The sequence below is a fragment of the Achromobacter sp. JD417 genome, from assembly GCF_041879325.1.
Classification (GTDB): Bacteria; Pseudomonadota; Gammaproteobacteria; order Burkholderiales; family Burkholderiaceae_B; genus Achromobacter; species Achromobacter mucicolens.
Genome location: NZ_CP087159.1, coordinates 4,675,891 through 4,698,720, shown reverse-complemented (window position 1 = coordinate 4,698,720; position 22,830 = coordinate 4,675,891). Strand labels below are relative to the sequence as shown.

The 22,830-nt window shown below is 66.3% G+C and carries 18 protein-coding genes; 7 read left to right on the top strand and 11 right to left on the bottom strand.

All coding sequences use genetic code 11. From position 1 onward, the window contains the following. Positions 1-56: 56 nt before the first annotated feature. Positions 57-2,465, top strand: coding sequence for a TonB-dependent siderophore receptor (locus LN047_RS21700; protein ID WP_175155095.1), 2,409 nt, complete (start codon positions 57-59; stop codon positions 2,463-2,465). A gap of 198 nt (positions 2,466-2,663) precedes the next feature. Then, a complete protein-coding gene (locus tag LN047_RS21695; RefSeq protein WP_062841703.1) occupies positions 2,664-4,223 on the top strand; it encodes an acetolactate synthase large subunit in 1,560 nt (519 codons plus the stop codon). A gap of 55 nt (positions 4,224-4,278) precedes the next feature. Here the strand turns inward: LN047_RS21695 and LN047_RS21690 are convergent, their stop codons facing one another. The 8 genes from LN047_RS21690 to LN047_RS21655 form a co-directional block, all read right to left on the bottom strand. Beyond that, positions 4,279-4,989 (bottom strand): ABC transporter ATP-binding protein, encoded by a 711-nt coding sequence (locus LN047_RS21690; protein WP_180098105.1) that lies wholly within the window; start codon positions 4,987-4,989, stop codon positions 4,279-4,281. Continuing rightward, positions 4,989-5,750 carry an ABC transporter ATP-binding protein gene (locus LN047_RS21685; protein ID WP_373980149.1) on the bottom strand — a complete coding sequence of 254 codons (762 nt, stop codon included), beginning with the start codon at positions 5,748-5,750 and terminating at the stop codon, positions 4,989-4,991. Before LN047_RS21685 ends, LN047_RS21690 begins: the two co-directional genes overlap by 1 nt. Further along, the gene (locus LN047_RS21680; protein WP_373980148.1) at positions 5,743-6,813 is read right to left on the bottom strand and encodes a branched-chain amino acid ABC transporter permease; all 1,071 of its coding nucleotides are present in this window, start codon (positions 6,811-6,813) and stop codon (positions 5,743-5,745) included. The genes LN047_RS21685 and LN047_RS21680 overlap by 8 nt, the downstream gene beginning before the upstream one ends. Before the next feature lie 28 nt (positions 6,814-6,841). Further along, positions 6,842-7,723 carry a branched-chain amino acid ABC transporter permease gene (locus LN047_RS21675; protein ID WP_056326745.1) on the bottom strand — a complete coding sequence of 294 codons (882 nt, stop codon included), beginning with the start codon at positions 7,721-7,723 and terminating at the stop codon, positions 6,842-6,844. A 31-nt stretch (positions 7,724-7,754) separates the two neighbouring features. Further along, positions 7,755-8,915, bottom strand: coding sequence for an ABC transporter substrate-binding protein (locus LN047_RS21670; RefSeq protein WP_373980147.1), 1,161 nt, complete (start codon positions 8,913-8,915; stop codon positions 7,755-7,757). 55 nt (positions 8,916-8,970) lie between these two features. Beyond that, entirely contained in the window at positions 8,971-9,795 is an 825-nt protein-coding gene (locus tag LN047_RS21665) for an alpha/beta fold hydrolase (RefSeq protein ID WP_373980146.1), read from the bottom strand. Further along, positions 9,792-11,351 (bottom strand): benzoate-CoA ligase family protein, encoded by a 1,560-nt coding sequence (locus tag LN047_RS21660; protein ID WP_373980145.1) that lies wholly within the window; start codon positions 11,349-11,351, stop codon positions 9,792-9,794. The genes LN047_RS21665 and LN047_RS21660 overlap by 4 nt, the downstream gene beginning before the upstream one ends. Positions 11,352-11,434: 83 nt before the next feature. Beyond that, complete coding sequence (locus LN047_RS21655) at positions 11,435-11,908, bottom strand: DUF4863 family protein (RefSeq protein WP_373980144.1); 474 nt, start codon at positions 11,906-11,908, stop codon at positions 11,435-11,437. Between the two features lie 176 nt (positions 11,909-12,084). Here LN047_RS21655 and LN047_RS21650 point away from each other — a divergent pair, with 176 nt between their 5' ends. The 5 genes from LN047_RS21650 (at position 12,085) to LN047_RS21630 (ending at position 18,288) form a co-directional block, all read left to right on the top strand. Beyond that, complete coding sequence (locus tag LN047_RS21650; RefSeq protein WP_062841711.1) at positions 12,085-12,993, top strand: helix-turn-helix transcriptional regulator; 909 nt, start codon at positions 12,085-12,087, stop codon at positions 12,991-12,993. Between the two features lie 337 nt (positions 12,994-13,330). Continuing rightward, entirely contained in the window at positions 13,331-15,001 is a 1,671-nt protein-coding gene (gene boxC / locus LN047_RS21645) for a 2,3-epoxybenzoyl-CoA dihydrolase (protein WP_373980143.1), read from the top strand. A gap of 46 nt (positions 15,002-15,047) precedes the next feature. Next, complete coding sequence (boxB, locus tag LN047_RS21640; protein ID WP_056326758.1) at positions 15,048-16,475, top strand: benzoyl-CoA 2,3-epoxidase subunit BoxB; 1,428 nt, start codon at positions 15,048-15,050, stop codon at positions 16,473-16,475. Positions 16,476-16,516: 41 nt separating this feature from the next. After that, a complete protein-coding gene (gene boxA, locus LN047_RS21635; protein WP_373980142.1) occupies positions 16,517-17,773 on the top strand; it encodes a benzoyl-CoA 2,3-epoxidase subunit BoxA in 1,257 nt (418 codons plus the stop codon). Between the two features lie 71 nt (positions 17,774-17,844). Continuing rightward, the gene (locus LN047_RS21630) at positions 17,845-18,288 is read left to right on the top strand and encodes a MaoC family dehydratase (protein WP_056326762.1); all 444 of its coding nucleotides are present in this window, start codon (positions 17,845-17,847) and stop codon (positions 18,286-18,288) included. A 9-nt stretch (positions 18,289-18,297) separates the two neighbouring features. On the opposite strand, the gene LN047_RS21625 is transcribed toward LN047_RS21630, so the two are convergent. The 3 genes from LN047_RS21625 to LN047_RS21615 form a co-directional block, all read right to left on the bottom strand. Next, positions 18,298-19,284 (bottom strand): TRAP transporter substrate-binding protein, encoded by a 987-nt coding sequence (locus tag LN047_RS21625; RefSeq protein WP_373980141.1) that lies wholly within the window; start codon positions 19,282-19,284, stop codon positions 18,298-18,300. Positions 19,285-19,703: 419 nt separating this feature from the next. Further along, the gene (locus LN047_RS21620) at positions 19,704-20,897 is read right to left on the bottom strand and encodes an acyl-CoA dehydrogenase (RefSeq protein ID WP_056326766.1); all 1,194 of its coding nucleotides are present in this window, start codon (positions 20,895-20,897) and stop codon (positions 19,704-19,706) included. 131 nt (positions 20,898-21,028) lie between these two features. Next, positions 21,029-22,711 (bottom strand): thiamine pyrophosphate-binding protein, encoded by a 1,683-nt coding sequence (locus LN047_RS21615; RefSeq protein ID WP_373980140.1) that lies wholly within the window; start codon positions 22,709-22,711, stop codon positions 21,029-21,031. Positions 22,712-22,830: the final 119 nt, after the last annotated feature.

Sequence of the window (22,830 nt, the reverse complement as noted above, 5' to 3'; positions counted from 1 at the left end):
TCCGATCTCGCGGCACATACCCACATATCACTGTGCGCAACGTATCGGAGACCCTCATGCGCGTTTTGCCTGTTCCCCGCGTCCTTAGCCTTGCCGTGGTCCTGGCGGCATCCAGCCTGGGCCAGCCGGCCCACGCCCAGCCCCGGGCGCCCATCGCATTCGACCTGCCCGCCGGCAGCCTGGACGCCACGCTGACCGAGATTGCGCGGCTGACCCGGACCGTGGTGTCCTACGACCCGCACCTCGTGCGCGGCCTGAATGCCCCGGCCGTGCAGGGCGTCTACACGATGGATGCGGCGCTGCGTGTGGCACTGGCCGGCAGCGGCCTGGAATCCGCGCGCGCGGCAGATGGCACGCTGACCTTGCGGCGCGCGCCGGCTGCACAGACCACGACCCTCGCGCCGGTCACTGTATCCGGCATGCTGCCGCCGGTGGACACCAGCGGTACGTACGTGGTGCTGGTCACCAACAGCGCCACGCGCCTGAACCTGTCGCCGCGCGAAACGCCGCAATCCGTGACAGTGGTGACGCGCCAGCGCATGGACGACCAGTCCATGCAGAATCTGGACGACGTGCTGCAGGCGACCACCGGCATTTCAGTGGTGCAGAACGGCTCGGAGCGTTCGGTGTATCAGGCGCGCGGCCAGCTCATCGACAACCTGCAGATCGACGGCGTGCCGGCCAACATCAGCAACGCGTACTCGTTCGACGCCATCAACAAGCCCACCACCGAGATCTATGACCGCGTGGAAGTCGTGCGCGGCGCCACGGGCTTGCTGGAGGGCGCAGGCAATCCGGCGGCCGCCATCAACCTGGTGCGCAAGCGGCCCGGCTACGAGACCACAGGCGTCATGACGCTGTCGGCGGGGTCGTGGGACGACTACCGCACGATGCTGGACGTGTCCTCGCCCTTGAATGAGGCCAAGACGCTGCGCGGCCGCGCCGTGATGGCCTACACCAACGCGGGCGACTTCCAGCAACGGGCGGGCAAGGAAAACTCGCTCTTCTACGGCATCCTGGAGGCCGACATCACGCCCGCCACCACGGTGACGGCCGGCCTGACGTACCAGAAGGACCGCAACCAGGGTTATGACTGGTCCGGATTGCCGACGCGGGCTGACGGCTCGTTCTACCCGATGTCGCGCAAGACCGCCCTGGTCGGCGACTGGAACTACCTGAACAAGCGCAACACCAACCTGTTCGCCGACATCAAGCACGAATTCGGCAATGGCTGGAAACTGACCGTGGCCGGGAACTGGCTGTCCGCCAAGTCGGACTTCCTGGGCAACTACACACAACGCACGACGGGCGACACCTTCACGCTGAACCCGCGCCTGTTCCAGTACGACGACACGCAATGGGGCGTGGACGCCTACGCGTCCGGCCCGTTCCAGCTGCTGGGCCGCCAGCATGAGCTGGTGGTGGGCGCCACCACCCGCCAGGACGACTTCGACTATCACGGCGGGCGCGACGCCAGCTATCGCTACCTCGTCGACATGAACGACCTGGGAGCCTTCAATCCGCCCGCGCCGACCGGGCTGGACGCGCACATGTGGCAGTACAACATCACGCAGAAGCAACAAGGCATCTACACCGCCGGCCGCTTCAGCCTGACCGACAGCACGACCTTCATCCTGGGCGCGCGCATGAGCTGGTTCGAATTCGACCGCTTTGCGCAGACCACCGTGCGCACCGAAAGCCGCTATGAGCAGCGCGGCAAGGTCACGCCGTATGCGGGCGTGGTGCAGGACCTGAACGAAAACCTGTCGGCCTACGCCAGCTATACCGAAATCTTCAAGCCGCAGGAAAACATCGGCGTCGACGGCGGCGTGCTGCCGCCGATGACGGGGCAGAACTACGAGATCGGCCTGAAGGGCGAGTTCATGGACCGCCGGGTGAACGCCGCGTTGGCGCTGTTCCAGACGGACCAGAAGGGCCGGGCCGACCTGATCGACGACAGCGACCTGTGCCCGCCAGGCATCTTTTCCTGCTACCGCCCCGCCGAGAAGGTGCGCAACCGCGGGGTGGACTTCGAGATCAATGGCGCGATCACGCCGGCCTGGAACGTCAGCCTGGGCTATACCTACACGCAGTCGAAGTACGCGCAGGGACCGCAGTCGGGCCAGACGTTCGCCAGCACCTACCCGCGCCATCTGCTGAAGGTGTCCACCGACTACCGTCTGCCCGACCAATGGAACAAGCTGCGCGTGGGCGGCTCGGTCTACGCGCAAAGCGGCATCTTCAACGCCAGCGGTCCGGATGAGGACGAATACCGAATCTCGCAGGGCGCGTACACGCTGGTCGGCCTGCATGCGGTCTACGACGTCAACAAGAACCTGGCGGTGCAGTTCAACGTGGACAACCTCTTTGACCGGAATTATTACCAGTCTGTGGGCAACACCAACTACTGGAATTACTTCGGTCAGCCGCGCACCTTCCGCCTCGCGCTGCGCGCCACGTTCTGACGGCGCCCGAACCCGGCGCGGCCGTCCGCTCCCCGGACGCCGCCCTGGTCTGTTCCGCCAAACGGAACCCCGTCCGGAATGGTTCCATGCGCCCGATCGTAAATGGCTCTATCGCGAATCCGCCAGGCTACCTATGATGTCCGTTGCGCGGGTGGCCTTGCCACCCGCCTGCCATTGATAACTACCAGGGAAACAACGATGAACGGCGCCGACAGCCTCTGCGACACCTTGCTTGCCAATGATGTGGACGTTTGCTTTGCAAATCCGGGCACATCCGAGATGCATTTTGTGGCGGCCCTGGATCGCAAGCCCAAGATGCGCTGCGTGCTGGGCCTGTTCGAAGGCGTGGTGACCGGCGCCGCCGACGGCTACGCCCGCATGGCCGACAAGCCGGCGGCGACGCTGCTGCACCTGGGCCCGGGCCTGGGCAATGGCCTTGCCAACCTGCACAACGCCAAGCGCGCGCGCACGCCCATGGTCAACATCGTGGGCGACCACGCCACGTATCACGTCCAGTACGACGCGCCGCTGACCAGCGACGTCGAAGGCGTGGCGCGGCCGATGTCGCACTGGGTCAAGCGCACCATGACGGCGTCGGCCCTGTCTGCGGACGCCGCCGAGGCCGTGGCCGTGGCGCGCCGTGCGCCGGGCAACATCGCCACCCTGATCCTGCCGGCCGACACGGCCTGGACCGAATTGCCCGATAACGCGCCCGCGCCCATCGTGGCCAAGGACGACGCGCTGGCGCAGACCACCGCCGATGCCGTGCGCGCCGCCGCGGCGGCCATCCGCTCGGGCGAAGTCACCGTGCTGATGCTGGGCGGCGCCGCGCTGCGCGAGCGCGCATTGAACGCGGCGGGGCGCATTGCGCGCGCCACCGGCGTGCGTCTCGTGTCGGAAACGTCGAACCGCCGCATCGAGCGCGGCGGCTCGCGCACCCCGGTGGACCGTCTGCCGTATCCGATCGATCTGGCCGTCGCCAAGCTCAAGGACGTCAAGCACCTGGTGCTGGCGGGCGCCAAGTCGCCGGTCGGCTTCTTTGCCTATCCCGGCAAGCCCAGCCTGCTGGCGCCGCAGGACAGCAACCAGGTGGTGCTGGCCACGGCCGACCAGGACCTGCCGCACGCGCTGGAGTGGCTGGCCGACGAACTGGGCATCGCCGCCGATGCGCCGCGCCTGACGGCGCCCGCCGCCAGTTATGAAGTGCCCGCGTCCGGCAAGCTGACCGGCGCCGCCGTCAACATCCTGGTCGCGCATCATCTGCCCGAACAGGCCATCGTCTGCGACGAGTCCATCACGCAGGGCCGCGAGTTTCCGCTGTACAGCGTCAGCAGCGCGCCGCACGACTGGCTGATGCTGACGGGCGGCGCGATCGGCATCGGCCTGCCGCTGGCGACGGGCGCGGCAGTGGCGTGCCCCGACCGCAAGGTGGTGACCTTGCAGGCGGACGGCAGCGGCATGTACACGCTGCAAGCCTTGTGGACGCAGGCGCGCGAAAATCTGGATTGCCTCACCATCATCCTGGCCAACCGTTCCTACGCCACGCTGCATGGCGAGATGAAGAACGTGGGCGTGCAGGAACCGGGCCGCAATGCGCGCCGCATGCTGGACCTGCAAGATCCGCATCTTGAATGGACCCATCTTGCGCGCGGCATGGGCGTGGAAGCAGTCAGCGTGGATACGGTCGAAGGCTTTGCGCGCGCGCTGGCCGAAGGCCTGAAGCGGCGCGGTCCCTTCCTGATCGAAGCCGTGATCTGACGGTTGCTCCGGCGGCGCGGGCGCTTCGCGGGCATTCGCCCCAGGCGCCGCGCCGCTACACCCCCAGATAGCGCGTCAACTGCTCGGGCTGCCGGGCCAGCGACGCGCTGTCGCCATCCTGCACGATCAATCCCTTTTCCATCACGAGGCACCGGTCGGTGTGTTCCAGCACCGCGCGGTAGTTGCGGTCCACGATCAGCGTGGACATGCCGGTGGCGCGGATCTCGCGGATGATGCGCCAGATCTCGGCCACGATCAGCGGCGCCAGGCCCTCGGTGGCCTCGTCCAGAATCAGGAGGTCGGGGTTGGTCATCAGCGCACGGCCGATGGCCAGCATCTGCTGTTCGCCGCCCGACAACTGCTGGCCGCCGTGGGCGAGGCGTTCGCGCAGCCGGGGAAACGTGTCCAGCACGCGCGCATAGGTCCAGTCCTGGCCCGCGCGCTTGCCCGGGCGCGCCGCCACCTGCAGGTTCTCGCGCACGTTCAGGTTGGGAAAGATGCCGCGGCCCTCGGGCACATAGGCCACCCCCATCCGGGCGATTGCATGGGGCTGCGCGTGGGTGCAGTCGCTGCCGCGCACGCGCACGTTGCCCTGCGCGCTTTTCACGTGGCCCATCAGGCTGCGGATGAGCGTGGTCTTGCCCATGCCATTGCGGCCCACCAGTCCCACCGATTCGCCCGGCGCGATGTGCATGTCCACGCCCCGCAGGACGTGACTGGCCCCGTAGTACACATGCAGGCCGCCTGCTTCGATCAGCGCGTGCATCAATGCGCTCCTTGTCCGTCTTCGCCCAGGTAGGCGGTGCGCACTTCCGGATTGGCGCGGATCTGTGCGGGGGCGCCGCTGGCGATGGCGCTGCCGTTGACCATGACGGTGATGGTTTCGGCAATGCGGAATACGGCGTCCATGTCGTGCTCGACCAGCAGGATCGCGTGGCCCGCCTTCAGGGTCTGCAGCAGATCCAGGATGCGGTCGGTTTCCTCGGGGCCCATGCCCGCCAGCGGTTCGTCCAGCAGCAGCACCTGCGGCTCGCCCGCCAGGCACATGGCGATCTCAAGTTGGCGCTTGCGGCCGTGCGGCAGCAGGCCGGCCGGTTGCCGCGCGTCGCCGGTCAGTCCCGTGCGGTCCAGCGCCGCGCCCGCCAATTCGGCGCTGCGCCGGCAGCTGGCGGCATCGCGCCACCAGTGCCAGAAGCGCTGCCGGCTGGCCTGCGCGGCCAGCCGGCAGTTTTCAAACACAGTCAGTTCCGGAAAGATCGTGGATCGCTGGTAGCTGCGGCCCAGCCCGGCGCGCGCCCGTTCGGGCTGAGGCCAGGTGGTGATGTCGCGGCTGCCCAGCGTGACCTGGCCGCTGCTGGCCGCCAGTTCGCCCGACAGGATGTTGATGAGCGTGGACTTGCCCGCGCCGTTGGTGCCGATCACGGCATGCACCTGGCCGCGCAGCAGATCGAGCGATACACCGTTGACCGCGGTAAGACCGCCGAAGCGGCGCGTGACCGCGGCGGCCGAGAGCAGGACATCAGACATGGCGTTCTCCCTGGAGGGGCAGGCGCGCGGCCGCCGGTTTGCTTTCCGCGCGGGCCAGAGGCGCCGCGTCTTTGCGAACGTCCGCGGCGCGCGCCTGGCGGCGTTCGCGCCATTGGGCCGGCAGGCCTGCCAGTCCGTTCGGCAACAGCGCCACCAGCGCGATGATCGCCAGGCCCAGCGGCAGGTGCCAATGGCGCGCGTAGTCGCCAAACAGCTCCTGCGACTGGAACAGCTCTTGCAGCAGCACCATCGTCACCGTGCCCAGCACCGCGCCGCCCAGGCTGCCCATGCCGCCCAGGATGACCATCAGCAGCACCAGCCCCGACTGTTCCCAGGCCAACAGCTCCGGTGTGACGAAGCCATCTTTCAGCGCGAACAGAAAGCCCGCCAGGCCGGCCAGCGTGGCGCCGACAACATAGGCGGCCAGCTTGTAGGGATAAGTCGAATAGCCTGCCGCACGCATGCGCTGTTCATTGATGCGGATGCCGGCAAGCGCCGCGCCGAATGGCGAGCGGCGCAGCAACGCCAGAAAGCCCCACGTCAGCGCCAGGCAGGCAAGCACAAAGAAATAGAACGTGCCGGCGTTGCCCAGATCGAACGGCATCCAGCCGCCCAATGAGAGTTCCGGCCGGAAATACAGATAGATGCCGTCGCTGCCGCCGCCGATCTTGGTGTCGTGAAACACGTAGTACGCCATCTGCGAAAACGCCAGCGTGACCATGATGAAGTACACGCCGCGCGTGCGCAGGGCCAGTGCCCCGGTCACCAGGGCATACGCGGCGGCTGCCAGAAGGGCGGCCGGCAGCAGCCACCACAGGCTGGCCGCTTCCGACTCGGGCGACAACAGCGCCGCCACGTAGGCGCCGATGCCGAAGAACGCGGCGTGGCCCAGGCTAACCAAGCCCGCACCGCCCACCAGCAGTTGCAGGCTGAGCGCGAAGATCGCGTAGATCATGATCTTCACCGCCAGACCGGTGTAGTAATCGCTGCCGCTGAAGGAAAAGGCCGCCAGCGCCAGCAGCGTGGCGATGGGCAGAAGTCGGTTAAGCAGAGGCGCGCGCATGCGTGGGTCCTTTTGAGGTCGACAGGACCTAGCCCTGTTTGAACAGCCCTTCGGGCTTGCAGAGAAGAATGAGGGCCATCAGCAGATAGACCAGCACGCCCGCCGCGGAAGGGAACAGCACCTGGCCGAAGGTTTCCGCAAAGCCCACCAGCATCGCGGCCAGGAAGGCGCCGCGAATCGACCCGATGCCGCCGATCACCACCACCACGAAACAGATGATGAGCACGCCGTTGCCCATGCCGGGATACACCGACGACACGGGCGCTGCGATGCTGCCGGCCAGCGCCGCCAGCGCCACGCCTGCGGCGAACACGACGCGGTAGAGCTTGTTGATGTCGATGCCCAGCGAGCTGATCATCTCGCGGTTGCTGGCGCCGGCGCGCAGCATCATGCCCAGCCGCGTGCGCGAGATCATCCAGTACAGCAGCAGCGCGACGACGATGCCCACGGCGGAAATGAAAAGGCGGTAGACGGGATAGGTCATCACGTCGCCCAGCGCAATGCTGCCGCGCAGCCATTCGGGCAGCGGCACGCCATGCACGTCGTTGCCCACCAGAATGCTGCGCAGTTCCTCGAACACCAGGATCAGGCCGTACGTCATCAGCACCTGCTGCAGGTGATTGCGCTTGTACAGGTAGCTGAAGAACGCGGCTTCCAGCAGGTATCCCATCACGCCGGCCGCCAGCACGCAGACGGCCAACGTGGTGAGAAACCCGCCGCCCAGCCAGCGGTCGACCAGCGGGCCCAGCGCAAACGCCATGTACGCGCCGATCATGTAGAAGCTGCCGTGCGCCAGGTTGATGATGCCCATGATCCCGAAGATCAGCGTCAGGCCGCTGGCCACCAGGAACAGCAGCAAGCCGTACTGGAATGCGTTCAGGCTCTGGATGAGCAGGATGCTGATGTCCATGGGGCCTCCCGTGGCGGACGCGTTCGGCGGGCTACAGCTTGCAGCCGCGGGCGGGGTCGGCCAGCTTCTGCACCGCGACCTCGACGACCTTGTTTTCCAGGCCGTCGACGCGGCGCAGGTAGATGTCCTGCACCGGGTTGCCGGCCTTGGACAGCGTGAACGAGCCGCGCGGGCTGTCCACGGTCGCCGTGCGCATGGCGCTGCGGAAGGCGTCCTTCTTCGTGAAGTCGCCCTTCACGGCGGTCAGCCCCGATTGCATGAGCTGCGCGGCGTCATAGCCTTGCACCGCGTAGACGTCCGGCTGCATCTTGTACGCCTTGGAGTAATCGGCGCGGAAGGCGTTGTCGCGCGGCGTGTTCAGGCCGTCGGCGTAATGCAGCGTGGTCAGCAGCCCCTGCGCCGATGCGCCTTGCGCCTGCAGCGTGCCGTCCGTCAAAAAGCCCGATCCGTACAGCGGAATCGTCTTGTCCAGGCCTGCCGCGTGGTAGTCCTGCACGAACTTCACGGCGCCGCCGCCCGCAAAGAAGGTGAACACCATGTCGGGCTTGAGCGCGGCAATCTCGGTCAGGAGCGACTGGAATTCCACGTTGGGAAACGGCAGGCTCAGTTCGCGCACGACCTTGCCGCCGGCCTTCTCGAAACCTTCCTTGAAGCCGCCGATGGCCTCGTCGCCCGCGGCGTACTTCCACGTAATGGTCACGGCGGTCTTGTGGCCTTTGGCGTACGCCACCGGGCCCATGGCATAGGCCGGCTGCCAGTTGGTGAACGAGGTGCGGAAGATGCCCGGGCCGCACAGCGGACCGGTGATCGCGTTGGCACCCGCGTTGGTGACGATCAGCGTGGTGTCGGCGTCCTTGGCCGCCTTGGCCAGCGCCATCGCCACGCCCGAATGCACGGTGCCGATCAGCACATCGACCTGATCGCGCTTGATGAGGCGGTTGGCGTTTTCGGCGGCCTTGGCCGGATTGGATTCGTCATCCACCTTGAAGTATTCGATCTCGCGTCCGCCGAGCTTGCCGCCTTGCTCGGCAACGTAAAGCTTGAAGCCGTTCTCGATGGCGTTGCCCAGCGCGGCAAACGTGCCGCTGTAGGGCAGCATGAAGCCGACCTTGAGCTTGTCGTCGGCATGCGCGCCGCTTGTGGCGATCGTCAGGGCGGCGGCCAGCGCGGCCCGGGTCAGGACGTGGTTCATGGTTTGTCTCCGTGCTTGTTATGGGCGGACGCGGGGCCTTGATGCGCGGCCTGTGTCAACCGGGTTTTTCCAGCGCGCCGACAAAGCGTGCGACGGCCTGGATAACGGTGGCGGGCTGATCCCGGTGCGGCGAATGCCCGCAATCCGGAATCTCCAGCAGTTCGGTCTGCGGCGCGCGCCGGCGGATGCCGTGCACCTGCGCCAGCGTGCCGTATTCGTCGCCGGTGCCCTGAATGGCCAGCACGGGACAGGTGATGCGGCTCAGATCGTCCTCGATGTTCCAGGCGCGAAATTCCGGGTTCAGCCAGATGTCGTTCCATCCCCAGAACGCGGAGTCGACATCCTGGTGATGGCGGCCCAGCCGCGCGCGCAGGTCCGATTCCAGATAGACGCGGCGCGCGGCCGCGATGCTGGTCACGGACACGTCTTCGACAAGGATGTGCGGGGCCGCCGCGATCACACCGGCTACCGCGTCCGGATACCGGGCGGCGTAAAGCAGGGCGATCGAGCCGCCGTCGCTGTGGCCGAACAGCACCGGCTTGTCGCGGCGCGCGTTCACGCCCAGGACCTCCAGCAAGGCCGGCAGGACGTCGTGCGCCTCGCGGTGCATGAAGTCCACGGGCCACGCATCCTCCTGCGGGCGCGCGGTGGACCGGCCGTATCCGTAGCGCGAATACACCAGCCCGCGGCAGCCGACGGCCTCGCACACCTGCACGGGCCAGTCCTTCCACATCGACACCGACCCCAACCCTTCATGCAGGAAGACGATGAGCGGGGCGTCCGTGCGCTCCGGCGCGATCCAGCGGCATTCCAGCCGCAGATCGCGGCCGCGCGCGTGAATGCCGGCAAAGACCGTATCCGATTCGGCGGCCGCCATCATAGCGACGCCTCTTCCAGCGCGCGCAGGCGAAAGCGCTGGATCTTGCCGGTGGCGGTCTTGGGCAGTTCCTCCAGGAAATCGATCTGGCGCGGATACTTGAACGGCGCCAGGTGTTGCTTCACGTAATGCTGCAAGGCGGCGCCCGTCTGCGCGTCCGGTTCGAAGCCGTCGCGCAGCACCACATAGGCCTTGGTCTTGACCAGCCCGTCGTGGTCCGGCACCCCGATCACGGCCGCCTCCAGCACCGCCTCGTGCTGGATCAGGATGTTCTCGACCTCGACCGGCGACACATACTGGCCGCTGACCTTGATCATGTCGTCGCTGCGTCCGGCATAGGTGTAGTAGCCGTCGGGATCGCAAACGTATTTGTCGCCGCTCTTTAACCAGTCGCCCAGAAAGCACTGGCGCGTCTTGTCGCGGTTGTTCCAGTACATCAGCGCGGCGCTGGGCCCCTTGATGTACAGATCGCCGATGGCCCCGGGCGCGACGGGCGCGCCGTTGTCGTCGCGCAGTTGCACTTCATATCCCGGCACGGGCTTGCCCGTCGTGCCGTAGCGCAATTGCCCCGAGCGGTTGGAAATGAAGATGTGCAGCATCTCGGTCGAGCCGATGCCGTCCAGGATTTCACAGCCGAAATGGCGCGTGAAGCGCTCGCCGATATCGCGCGGCAAGGCTTCACCGGCGGATGTGCAGATGCGCATCGCCACCTGCTCGCGCGGCGGCAGGTCGGGCGAGGCCAGCATGCTGGCATACAGCGTCGGCACGCCATAGAACACGGTGGGGCGATGCCGCACCAGGCGCTGGAATACGGCCTGCGGGGTGGGGCGCTCGGCCATCAGCACGACCGTGGCGCCCACCGACAGCGGAAAGGTCAGGCCGTTGCCCAGGCCGTACGCGAAGAACAGCTTCGCGGCCGAAAACACCACGTCGCTTTCGCGGATGCCGAGCACGGGCTTGGCGTACAGTTCCGCCGTGTGCCAGAGGTTGCCGTGGGTGTGCACCACGCCCTTGGGCTTGCCCGTCGAGCCGGACGAATACAGCCAGAACGCGATTTCGTCGGACAGCGTGCTTGCGGCGGGCGCCAGCGGGGCGGCGGCCAGCAGCGTGTCGAACGCGTGGGCGCCTTCGGGCAAGCCCGCGCCGGGCTGCGACACCACCAGATGTTCGACATCCGCCGGCGCCTGAGCCAGCGCCGCCTGCAGCACCGGCAGCAGGGCGCCGGACACGAACACGGCCCGCACGCGGCTGTGCGCAATGATGTAGGCGTAATCGTCCGCGGTGAGCAGGGTATTGACAGCCACCGGCACCACGCCGGCGTGCAGGGCGCCCAGAAACGCCACCGGCCAGTCGGCCGTATCCTGCATCAGCACCAGGATGCGTTCCTCGCGGCGCAGGCCCAGGTTGCGCAGCGCGCCGGCCATGCGGGCCACCCGCTCGGCAAGCTCGCCATACGTGAGCTGGCGCGTGTCGTCGATGTAGGCCGGCTTGGCGGCGCGCGGCGCGTTCAGCGCGGCAAGATGGCTGGCGAAATTCAGTTCGGCGGGGCAGGTATTCACGGTTGTCTCCTGGTGTCCTGGTGGGTGGACGCCGTGCCTGTGGTTGTTGTTGGCGGCACGGTTGCGGCGTCCGGGCCGGTCTTTTAGCCGGGGCGCGTGAATTCGATGGCCCCGCCGGGCAGCAAATACAGCACGAGGGCCCGGCCGCGCGTGACGGTGGGGCGGTGGGCCGAGCCCGGTCCGTAGACCAGCCAGCCCGCGCCGTGGCCGTCAAAGCGCGCGTCGCCGGTAAGCGGCATGATCATGTCGATCTCGCCGTTGGGATGGGCGTGGTGCGGGCCGGCCAGGTCATCCATGTCGACGACGTCCACCGAGCAGCCGCCCAGGTCGTCGGCGGGCTTGATGACCCGGCCGTACTTGATGCCGCCGCCTTCGCGGTTGCACATCCAGCCGTCGGCCACGCCCTGCCTACAGGTGGCAAAGATGTCCTGGAACAGGGCGCTCTCCGGGCCGGCCGCCTGGTTGAGCCGGGTCTGCAGCGCCGCGTCCAGCGGCTGGCCGGCCGTCAGGCGCGTCACATCGCGCATCAGGGCGTGGAATTGGTCGGGCGTACTCACCAAGCGGCTCCTTTACACTGTCGGCGCTCAGGCAGTCCGCATTTGGACTGCTGTTTTTTTGCACCGGATCGGCTGTGGACTCGTTGGATGGAAAAATAGTGCTTCCGTTGATGTGGGTCAAGCACTATAGTGCATAAAAGAGCGGTAATCAGGGTTTTTGCGGAGTCAGTCGAACCATGAATCAAGCGCTAGACACGGCGCCCATCGAACCCCGGCGCGAGCCCTTCCTGATCGCCTTGGGCGAGCGCGTGCGCCGCCTGCGCGCCATCCGCGGCATGACGCGCAAGGGCTTGTCGCAGGCGACCGGCGTATCCGAACGGCACCTGGCCAACCTGGAGCACGGCGTCGGCAATGCGTCGATCCTGGTGCTGCTGCAGATTGCCCGGGCGTTCAATTGCGCGCTGGCCGAACTGGTCGGCGACGTCACTACGGAATCGCCGGACTGGCTGCTGATCCGGGAGTTGCTGAGCGGACGCACCGAATCCGATCTGCAGCGCGCGCGCGAAGCGCTGACGCAGCTTTTTGGTGTGGGGGCCGGCGCGCAGCGGCCCAACCGCACGCAGCGCGTGGCGCTCATCGGCCTGCGCGGCGCGGGCAAGTCGACGCTGGGCCAGATGCTGGCCGACGACCTGGGCTATCCGTTCGTGGAACTGAACCGCGAGATCGAGCGGGTGGCCGGCTGCGGCATCCTGGAAATCCATAACCTCTATGGTCCAAACGCCTATCGACGCTACGAACGGCGCGCGCTCGAAGAGGCGGTGCAGATCTATCCGGAAATGGTGCTGGCCACGCCGGGCGGGCTGGTGTCCGAACCCGCCACACTGAACCTGCTGCTGACCCATTGCTATACGGTCTGGCTGCGCGCCACGCCCGAAGAGCACATGGAACGCGTCATGGCGCAGGGCGACTTCCGCCCCATGTCCGGCAACAACGAAGCCATGTCCGACTTGAAGCGCATCCTGGCCGGGCGCGAAGCGTTCTACGCCAAAGCCGACCTGACCTGGGTGACCAGCAACCTGGAAGTGGCGGAGAGCTTCGCCGGCCTGCGCACGCAGGTCCGCAAGGCCTGCGGGTTGCCGCTGTAGCGGTGCGACTGGCCAGGTGTCGATGGCCAGGTGTCAGACACCCTCGTGGCGCCTTATCAGTGCGACGAACCCTTCTGCCGGGTGTCAGACACCTTTTAAGTGGCAGCATGCCTAGATTGCCCAGGTGTCTGACACCCGCTTAACCGCCGTCACAAGCTGACGATCCTCTCAACGGGGTGTCTGACACCGCCCCAAGCAAGCGCCCCCCAAACCCAAGCACCTGCACTTTCCTGCATATTCTGCTTGACGCTCCAAAACGCCTGCACTAATCTGCATAATAATTCATGTAGTGCAGTATTTTTCCTGTCAGCGAACAGGGCGTACGAGGAGACACACGATGAGCAGTCCCATCAACCGGGTCGACTTCCGGACCGATCCCGCCCAGTACCGGCACTGGCGCCTGACGTTCGACGGTGCGGTCGCCACCCTGGCCATGGACGTGGCCGAAGACGGCGGCCTGCGCCCCGGCTACAAGCTCAAGCTCAATTCGTACGACCTGGGCGTCGACATCGAACTGCACGACGCCCTGCAACGCATCCGCTTCGAACACCCCGAAGTACGCAGTGTGGTCGTCACCAGCATGAAAGACCGCATCTTCTGTTCCGGCGCCAACATTTTCATGCTGGGGTTGTCCACCCACGCCTGGAAGGTCAACTTCTGCAAGTTCACCAATGAAACCCGTAACGGCATCGAAGACTCCAGCCGCCACGGCGGGCTGAAGTTCATCGCGGCGCTGAACGGCGCGTGCGCGGGCGGCGGCTATGAATTGGCCCTGGCCTGCGATGAAATCCTCTTGATCGACGACCGCTCGTCTTCCGTTGCGCTGCCCGAGGTGCCCTTGCTGGGCGTGCTGCCGGGCACGGGCGGGCTGACCCGCGTGACCGACAAGCGCCGCGTGCGCCATGACCACGCGGACATCTTCTGCACGCTGGTCGAGGGCGTGCGGGGGCAGCGCGCCAAGGATTGGCGGCTGGTGGACGACGTCGTCAAGCCCGCCCGCTTCGAGGAGGAAGTCCGGGCCCGCGCGCTTGCCCTGGCGCAGGACAGCGACCGTCCGGCAGGCGAGCAGGGCGTGGCGCTGACACCGCTGCAACGCACCGAAACGGAGAGCAGCCTGTCCTATCGCTATGTCGACGTGCAGCTCGACCGCGAAAAGCGTCAAGCCACCTGGACCGTGCGTGCGCCGCAAGGGGAAGTGGAAACCGGCCTTGCGGACATCGTTGCCGCGGGGGCGGCCTGGTGGCCGCTGCAGATGGCGCGTGAGCTGGACGACGCCATCCTGACGATGCGCACCAATGAACTGGATATCGGCACCTGGATCCTCAAGACCGAGGGCGACGCGCAGCAAGTGCTGGCGGCGGATGCGGCGCTGGAACAGCACGCGGGCCACTGGTTCGTGCGCGAGACCGCTGGCATGCTGCGCCGCACGCTGGCGCGGCTGGATGTCACGTCCCGCAGCCTGTTCGCGCTGATCGAGCCGGGCTCCTGCTTTGCCGGCACGCTGCTGGAACTGGCGCTGGCGGCCGACCGCAGCTACATGCTGGACGTCGAGGACGAGGAAGACATCGACGCCGCGCCGCCGCGTCTCGTGGTGGGCGAGCGCAACTTCGGCGCGTACCCGATGGTGAATGGACAAAGCCGCCTGCAGCGCCGTTTCTACGGCGAGACCGGTCCGCTGGAAGCGGTGCGCGCGCAGGCCGGACGCAGCCTGCCGGCCGCCGACGCGCTGGCGCTGGGCCTCATCACCTATGCGCCCGACAGCATCGACTGGGACGACGAGGTGCGGCTGGCGCTGGAAGAGCGCCGCGCGCTGTCGCCCGATGCGCTGACGGGCCTGGAGGCAAACCTGCGCTTTGGCGGGCAGGAAACCATGGAAACCCGCATCTTCGGCCGGCTGACCGCCTGGCAGAACTGGATCTTCAACCGCCCCAATGCGGCGGGCGACAAGGGCGCGCTCAAGCTTTACGGCAAGGGCGAGCAGGCGGCATTCGACTGGAACCGCGTCTGAGCGCCGCGCGGCTGGCGGCCCATCGTAAAAAAATCAGGAGAGAGACATGTCCGGCATCAACTACAGCGACAAGATTCCCAATAACGTCAACCTGTCCGGCGACCGCGCGTTGCAGCGCGCGCTGGAACACTGGCAGCCCAACTACCTGCAATGGTGGCAGGACATGGGCCCCGACGGTTCGCACGGCTTTGACGTCTACCTGCGCACGGCGGTCAGCGTCGAGCCCGATGGCTGGGCCCACTTCAATCACGTGCGCATGCCTGACTACCGCTGGGGCATCTTCCTGGCGCCGCAGGACGGCCAGCGCAAGATCCATTTTGGCGAGAACATCGGCCGCGACGTGTGGCAGGACGTGCCGGGCGAGCACCGCGCCAACCTGCGCCGCATCATCGTCACGCAGGGCGACACGGAACCAGCGTCGATCGAGCAGCAGCGGCACCTGGGCCTGACCGCGCCATCGCAGTACGACCTGCGCAACCTGTTCCAGATCAACGTCGAAGAAGGGCGGCACCTGTGGGCAATGGTGTACCTGCTGCACCGCTATTTCGGCCGTGACGGGCGTGAGGAAGCCGATGCGCTGCTGCAACGCAGCTCGGGCGATTCGGACAACCCGCGCATCCTGGGCGCCTTCAACGAAAAGACGCCGGACTGGCTGGCGTTCTACATGTTCACCTACTTCACGGATCGCGACGGCAAGTTCCAGCTGTGCGCGCTGGCCGAATCCAGCTTCGACCCGCTGGCGCGCACCACCAAGTTCATGCTGACCGAGGAAGCGCATCACATGTTCGTGGGCGAGTCCGGCATTTCGCGCGTCATCCAGCGCACCTGCGAAGTGATGAAGGAACTGAAGACCGACGACCCGCAAGCCGTGCGCGCGGCGGGCGTGATCGACCTGCCCACCATTCAGCGCTACCTGAACTTCCACTACAGCGTGACCATTGATCTGTTCGGCGCGGACCAGTCGTCCAACGCCGCCATCTTCTACGGTTCGGGCCTGAAGGGACGGTACGAAGAGAGCAAGCGCACCGACGACCATCAACTGAAGAACGACACTTACCGGGTGCTCAACGTCAGCAACGGCAAGCTGTCCGAGACCGAAGTGCCGATGCTCAATGCGCTGAACGAAGTGCTGCGCGACGACTTCATCCGCGATTCGGTGGCCGGCATCGGCCGCTGGAACAAGGTGATCGAAAAGAGCGGCCTGGCGTTTCGCCTGCAGGTGCCGCACAAGGCGTTCAACCGCCAGATCGGCACCCTGGCCGGCATCCGCATGTCGCCCGAAGGCGAGATCCTGTCCGAGTCGCAGTGGCAGGCCAACCAGCACAAGTGGCTGCCCACGCCGGAAGATCGCGCGTTCGTCGCGTCGCTGATGGGCCGCGTCACCGAGCCGGGCAAGTTTGCCAACTGGATCGCGCCGCCCGTCATGGGCATCAACCGCCAGCCGGTGAACTTCGAGTACGTGCGTTTCAACTAAAGGCCGCGCGGGCCGCGTGCCCGCGCGTAGGGAGGACCGCGATGAACGCCCCATTACCGGTGGAAGTCCTGAAGCAGCATCTGATCGATCCCGAGATCTGCATCCGCTGCAACACCTGCGAAGAGACCTGTCCGGTCGATGCGATCACCCACGATTCGAACAACTACGTGGTGGATCCCGAAATCTGCAACGGCTGCATGGCCTGCGTGCCGCCGTGCCCGACGGGCTCGATCGACAACTGGCGGCTGGTCGTGCGGGCCGAGGCCTATTCGGTGCAGGACCAATTGGGCTGGGAAGAGCTGCCGCAGGAAAAGCCGCTGCCGGTAGATGCGGCGGCGGCGGGCGAGGGCGGTCAGCCCATGCCGGCGCCGCAGGCCGAATCGGGCCTCGCGCAGGCGGCGGCCGTGACGGCCGCCACGCCCGGCGCCGCGGTGCCGCCGTGGTCGGCCGCGCACCCTTACGTGAATCTCTACACGCACAAGACGCCCATCACCGCGACCGTGGTGGGCAACTATCGCGTCACCGGCGCCGACACGGAAAGCGACATTCACCACATCGTGCTGGACTTCGGCGAGCAGCCGTTCCCGGTGCTGGAGGGCCAGTCCATCGGCATCCTGCCGCCGGGCGTGGATGCGCAGGGCCGGCCGCATCACGCGCGCCAGTATTCGCTGGCCAGTCCGCGCGACGGTGAACGGGCGGGATACAACAACCTGTCGCTGACCGTCAAGCGCGTCACCCAGGACCACGGCGGCGCGGCCGCGCATGGCGTGTGTAGCAACTATCTGTGCGACCTGGCCAAGAACGACCCCGTGCAGGTGATCGGCCCCTTCGGCCACACCTTCCTGATGCCGAACCACCCGCAGGCCAATCTCATCATGATCTGCACGGGCACGGGTTCTGCCCCGATGCGCGCGATGACCGAACGCAGCCGCCGCCTGATCGGCACGGCGGACATCGGCAAGCTCATGCTTTTCTTCGGCGCGCGCACCGAACGTGAGCTGCCGTACTTTGGCCCGTTGATGAAGCTGCCGCGCGATTTCATCGACATCAACCTGGCGCTGTCGCGCGAACCCGGCCAGCCCAAGCGCTACGTGCAGGATCTGATCCGCGAACGGGCCGCGCACGTGCGCGGGCTGCTGGCCGACCGCAATACCTGCATCTATGTCTGCGGGCTGAAGGGCATGGAAGTCGGCGTGCTGGACGCCCTGCGCGATGTGGTGGTGCAGTCGGGCGAGGATTGGTCTATCCTGCATGATGCGCTGCGCCGTGAAGGCCGGCTGCACTTCGAGACGTACTGATTCCAACAACAGTTGCGTGACGAACGGCGCGCCTGGGCGCGCCGTTTTCGTTGGCAGGGGGAAAACACAACATGAAGTTCGCCGAATTCAAGGACGGCATGGTGATCAAGGCGGGGCCGGTCACCGTGACGGAAGCGGAGATCCTGGAGTTCGCCCGCAAGTACGATCCCCAGTGGTTCCATACCGATCCGCAGCGCGCCGCGGAAGGACGCTGGGGCGGGCTGATCGCCAGCGGCTGGCACACTTGCGCGATGGCCATGCGCATGGCGGTCGACGCCGCCCTGCATGATTCCGAATCCTTCGGTTCGCCCGGCCTGGGCGAAGTCCGCTGGCGCACGCCGGTACGCCCCGGCGACACCCTGCGCCTGCACGCGCGCGTGCAGGGCGCGCGGCACTCGTCCTCGCGCCCCGATTTGGGCATCATCAACTGGGCATGGACGGTCGTGAACCAGCACGACGAAAGCGTGCTGGAAATGGACGCGACCAGCCTGTTCGACCTGTCCGGCAACAACTAGGCGCAGCGGCTACCGCTTGCTCGCCTGCTTGAGAATGGCGGCCGCCTCCGGGCCGGCCGCCGCCTTCCACGCGTTGATCGATTCGGCGGAAGCGTCCTTCAGCGCCTTCTTCACCGCCGGGGGCACGGCGGTGTTGATCGCGACGCCGTTCTTGCGCATATTCGCGTAGTTCTGCTGCAGGCGGCCCTCGATGCGCTTCCACTGCTCGGTCTCGGTCTGCGCGGCTGCCTGGTCGATGGCCTTGCGCGAGCGCGCATCCAGCGCCTCGTAGGCCTTCAGGTTCATCGTCGCCACCGAGACCGGCATGGCGTAGTTGATCTCGGCAAAATTCGGCAGGTATTCCCACAGCTTGCGGCCTGCGCCGCCATCGCCGGAAGACAGCACCGCGTTCACCTCGCCCGATGCGATGCGCGGCATGGCGTCCGCGAACGAAATGTTCTGCGCCTTTGCGCCGGCCCGCTGCATGACGTCCTGCGAGGTCGCATCGTAGGTGCGGATGGAGAGCCGCTTGAGCGCCGCCACGCTGTCCAGCTTTTGCTTGGACCAGATGCCCGACGCGGGCCACGGCGTGGTGTAGAGCAGCTTCTGGCCATGCGCGGCCAGCAGTTTCTCGTACGCCGGGCGCGCCGCCTTGTTCAGATTGCGCGCCTTGGACAGCGAGTCGGCCAGGAAGGGCAGGGACGAGACGCCAAAGATTGGATACTTCGTGGCCAGCGCGCCGGCAAAGGCGTCGCCCGCATCCACCTTGCGCGTCTGCACGGCCTCGATCATGTCGCCCGACTTGATGCCCTTGGCGGCGTCGAAGCTCGCGTCGATGACGACGTTGCCGGCCGACTTGGCCCGCACCAGTTCGGCAAATGTGGACACACCTTGACCCGGCATGGAGGTGGCCGGGTATTCGGTGGTCATGGTGAGCGTCGTGGCGGCCTGAGCGCCTTGGGCGATGAACGCCATGGCGACGACTGCCGCCAGGCGCAGGGGGGTGATGCCGTGCATGCGCGACTCCTCGTGAAGGGACCCGTGAAGCGTAAGAGGTATACAGGCGTACGCCTAGTCGGGCTTTCGGCAATGCGCAGGCGGGGGGGATCGGACGTATGGCGTATTCCAATACGGTCGGTGTCTGACACCCTGGGGAGATGTTCGTCAGCTTGTGCCGACGGCGCAGAGGGTGTCAGACACCGAGTAAGTCGTCGGTCGGTGTCTGACACCCTGGGGAGATGATCGTCAGCTTGTAGCGGCGGCGTAGAGGGTGTCAGACACCGAGTAAGTCGTCGGTCGGTGTCTGACACCCTGGGGAGATGGTCGTCAGCTTGTAGCAGCGGCGCAGAGGGTGTCAGACACCTGGCGCTGCGGCAACGCGCCAAATAAAAGGCCGCCCCATGGACGGCCCCTCCTTCGCTACACCAGGCTGGCGATCAATAGAACGCCTGGATGCCGGTCTGGGCACGGCCCAGGATCAGGGCGTGCACGTCGTGGGTGCCTTCGTAGGTGTTGACCACTTCCAGGTTCACCAGGTGACGGGCCACGCCGAATTCGTCGGAGATGCCGTTGCCGCCCAGCATGTCGCGGGCCAGGCGGGCGATGTCCAGCGCCTTGCCGCACGAGTTGCGCTTCATGATCGAGGTGATTTCGACGGCGGCGGTGCCTTCGTCCTTCATGCGGCCCAGGCGTAGGCAGCCTTGCAGCGCCAGCGTGATTTCGGTCTGCATGTCGGCCAGCTTCTTCTGGATCAGCTGGTTGGCAGCGAGCGGGCGGCCAAACTGCTTGCGGTCCAGGGTGTATTGGCGGGCGGTGTGCCAGCAGGCTTCGGCGGCGCCGACAGCACCCCAGGCGATGCCGTAACGGGCGGAGTTCAGGCAGGTGAACGGACCCTTCAGGCCGGACACGCCGGGCATCATCTGGTCGGCGGACACTTCCACCTCGTCCATGACGATTTCACCGGTGATCGACGCGCGCAGGCCGACCTTGCCGTGGATGGCGGGGGCGGACAGGCCCTTCATGCCCTTTTCCAGGATGAAGCCGCGGATCTTGCCGTCGAAGTCGCCGCCGACGCACTTGGCCCACACCACGAACACGTCCGCGATCGGCGAGTTGGTGATCCACATCTTGTTGCCGCTCAGCTTGTAGCCGTCGGCGGTCTTGACCGCGCGGGTTTCCATGCCGTTGGGGTCGGAGCCGTGATTGGGTTCGGTCAGGCCGAAGCAGCCGATCCATTCGCCGCGCGCCAGCTTGGGCAGGTACTTCTTCTTTTGTTCTTCGCTGCCGAATTCGTTGATCGGCACCATGACCAGCGAGGACTGCACGCTCATCATCGAGCGGTAGCCGGAGTCGACGCGTTCGACTTCACGGGCGATCAGGCCGTAGCTGACGTAGTTCAGGCCAGCGCCGCCGTATTCGACGGGGATGGTGGCGCCCAGCAGGCCGAGCTCGCCCATTTCGGAGAAGATCTCGGGATCGGTCTTTTCGTTGCGGAAGGCGTTGAGCACGCGCGGCGCCAGCTTGTCCTGCGAGTAGGCGTAGGCGGCGTCGCGCACCATACGCTCTTCTTCGGTCAGCTGCTGATCCAGCAACAGGGGGTCTTGCCAGTGGAAGGAGGGATTCGAGGACATGCTGGGTCTCCGCTATGGATTTCCGTGATCGGAATCTAGAAAGTTTAAACTTAAAATAATTCGGGCGGCAAGTTGGGGTTTGCACGGCGGTGCGCCTGGGCGCGCCGCCGGTCCTGACGCCCGTTCAGGGTTCAGTGCTGAGCCTTCAGCGCCGCCTCGCGGATCTTTTCGAGGGTCGTGGACGGGCTGATGGTTTCCGGATCGATGAAGCAGTGCAGGATCGCCGGCTTGCCGCTGGCCAATGCACGTTCAAATGCCGGACCGAACTGTTCGGTGGTCTCCACGCGTTCGCCATGGCCGCCAAAGGCGCGCGCGTAGTCGGCGAAATCGGGGTTCTTCAACTGGGTCGCGGAAATGCGGCCCGGATAGTGCTTTTCCTGGTGCATGCGGATCGTGCCGTACATGCCGTTGTCCACCAGCACCACGATGATGGGCAGGTCGTATTGCACGGCCGTCGCAAATTCCTGGCCGTGCATCAGGAAGCAGCCGTCGCCCGCGAAGCAGACGACGGTCTTGTCCGGCCATACGCGCTTGGCGCCCACCGCTGCCGGCAGGCCGTAGCCCATGGACCCGGACGTCGGCGCAAGCTGCGTGCCGAAGCGGGTGAAGCGGTGAAAGCGGTGCAGCCAGGTGGCGTAGTTGCCCGCGCCGTTGGTCATGATCGCATCGGCGGGCAGGGTCTTTTCCAGATACGCCATGACCTGGCCCAGTTGCAGCGCGCCCGGCGTGGTGATGGCTTCGGGATCGCTCCATTTCAGGTACGACTCGCGCATCGTCTTCGTGCCGTCGGCCCACACGGGGGCGGCAGGCGCCTTCAGGCCGGCCAGCGTCGCGGCGAAGGCGGACGGCGAGGTGTTGATGGCGAGGGTGGGGCGGTACACCCGGCCCAGTTCGGCGGCGTCGGGATGCACGTGCACCAGCTTTTGCTTGGGCACGGGAATGTCCAGCAGCGTGTAGGCCTGGCTGGGATTTTCCGACATGCGTCCGCCCACCAGCAGGATCAGGTCGGCATCGGCCACGCGCTTGAGCAGCGCCGGGTTGATGCCCAGGCCCACGTCGCCGATGAAGCACGGATGGTCCGCGGGAAACAGCATCTGGCGGCGGAACGACACGGCGGTCGGCAGCGAATGCAATTGCGCGAAATCGGCGAACTGCTGCACGGCGCGGGCGTCCCAACGCGTGCCGCCCAGAATGGCGACGGGGTTCTTCGCGTCAGCCAGCAGCTTTTCCAGATCGGCCAGCTGGCCAGCCGTGGGGGCCGCATCGATGACTTCGTAACGCGGGGCGTCGGCCACTTTGGCGGCCTCGACCAGCATGTCTTCCGGCAGCGCGATCACCACCGGACCGGGGCGGCCCGAGGTCGCGATGTGAAACGCGCGCGAGATCAGTTCGGGAATGCGTTCGACCTGATCGATCTCGGTCACCCACTTGGCCTGCGTGCCGAACACGGCGCGGTAGTCCATTTCCTGGAAGGCCTCGCGCTCGCGCATGCCGCGCTCGATCTGGCCGACAAACAGGATCATCGGCGTGGAGTCCTGCTTGGAGATATGCACGCCGGCCAGCGCATTGGCGGCGCCGGGGCCGCGCGTCACCATGCAGATGCCAGGTTCGCCCGTCAGCTTGCCGTGCGCGTCGGCCATCATGGCCGCGCCGCCTTCCTGGCGGCACACCGTGACCTTGATGTCGGCATCGTGCAGGCCGTCCAGCACCGCCAGATAGCTTTCGCCGGGGACACAAAATACATGTTTGACGCCCTGGGCGACCAGCTGGTCGACCAGAATGTGACCGCCAAGGCGGGAATCTTGCTGAGGCATGGTGGTGTCGTGGTTAGCCTAGGGTAGAACTGCCGAGCATATGTTCCCTGAGCGCACAACGCAATTGATAAAATTGCACATTCTGTTGATCCCCCGGCACGTCCCGCCTGGTGCGCCGC

Bases quoted from the DNA above. Each gene is read 5' to 3' on its own strand.
- LN047_RS21665 (WP_373980146.1), bottom strand. From the start codon at position 9,795: ATGATGGCGGCCGCCGAATCGGATACGGTCTTTGCCGGCATTCACGCG.
- LN047_RS21675 (WP_056326745.1), bottom strand. From the start codon at position 7,723: ATGGACATCAGCATCCTGCTCATCCAGAGCCTGAACGCATTCCAGTAC.
- LN047_RS21685 (WP_373980149.1), bottom strand. From the start codon at position 5,750: ATGTCTGATGTCCTGCTCTCGGCCGCCGCGGTCACGCGCCGCTTCGGC.
- LN047_RS21625 (WP_373980141.1), bottom strand. From the start codon at position 19,284: ATGCACGGCATCACCCCCCTGCGCCTGGCGGCAGTCGTCGCCATGGCG.
- boxC (WP_373980143.1), top strand. From the start codon at position 13,331: ATGAGCAGTCCCATCAACCGGGTCGACTTCCGGACCGATCCCGCCCAG.
- LN047_RS21615 (WP_373980140.1), bottom strand. From the start codon at position 22,711: ATGCCTCAGCAAGATTCCCGCCTTGGCGGTCACATTCTGGTCGACCAG.
- LN047_RS21695 (WP_062841703.1), top strand. From the start codon at position 2,664: ATGAACGGCGCCGACAGCCTCTGCGACACCTTGCTTGCCAATGATGTG.
- LN047_RS21700 (WP_175155095.1), top strand. From the start codon at position 57: ATGCGCGTTTTGCCTGTTCCCCGCGTCCTTAGCCTTGCCGTGGTCCTG.
- LN047_RS21670 (WP_373980147.1), bottom strand. From the start codon at position 8,915: ATGAACCACGTCCTGACCCGGGCCGCGCTGGCCGCCGCCCTGACGATC.
- boxB (WP_056326758.1), top strand. From the start codon at position 15,048: ATGTCCGGCATCAACTACAGCGACAAGATTCCCAATAACGTCAACCTG.
- LN047_RS21690 (WP_180098105.1), bottom strand. From the start codon at position 4,989: ATGCACGCGCTGATCGAAGCAGGCGGCCTGCATGTGTACTACGGGGCC.
- LN047_RS21630 (WP_056326762.1), top strand. From the start codon at position 17,845: ATGAAGTTCGCCGAATTCAAGGACGGCATGGTGATCAAGGCGGGGCCG.
- LN047_RS21680 (WP_373980148.1), bottom strand. From the start codon at position 6,813: ATGCGCGCGCCTCTGCTTAACCGACTTCTGCCCATCGCCACGCTGCTG.
- boxA (WP_373980142.1), top strand. From the start codon at position 16,517: ATGAACGCCCCATTACCGGTGGAAGTCCTGAAGCAGCATCTGATCGAT.
- LN047_RS21620 (WP_056326766.1), bottom strand. From the start codon at position 20,897: ATGTCCTCGAATCCCTCCTTCCACTGGCAAGACCCCCTGTTGCTGGAT.
- LN047_RS21650 (WP_062841711.1), top strand. From the start codon at position 12,085: ATGAATCAAGCGCTAGACACGGCGCCCATCGAACCCCGGCGCGAGCCC.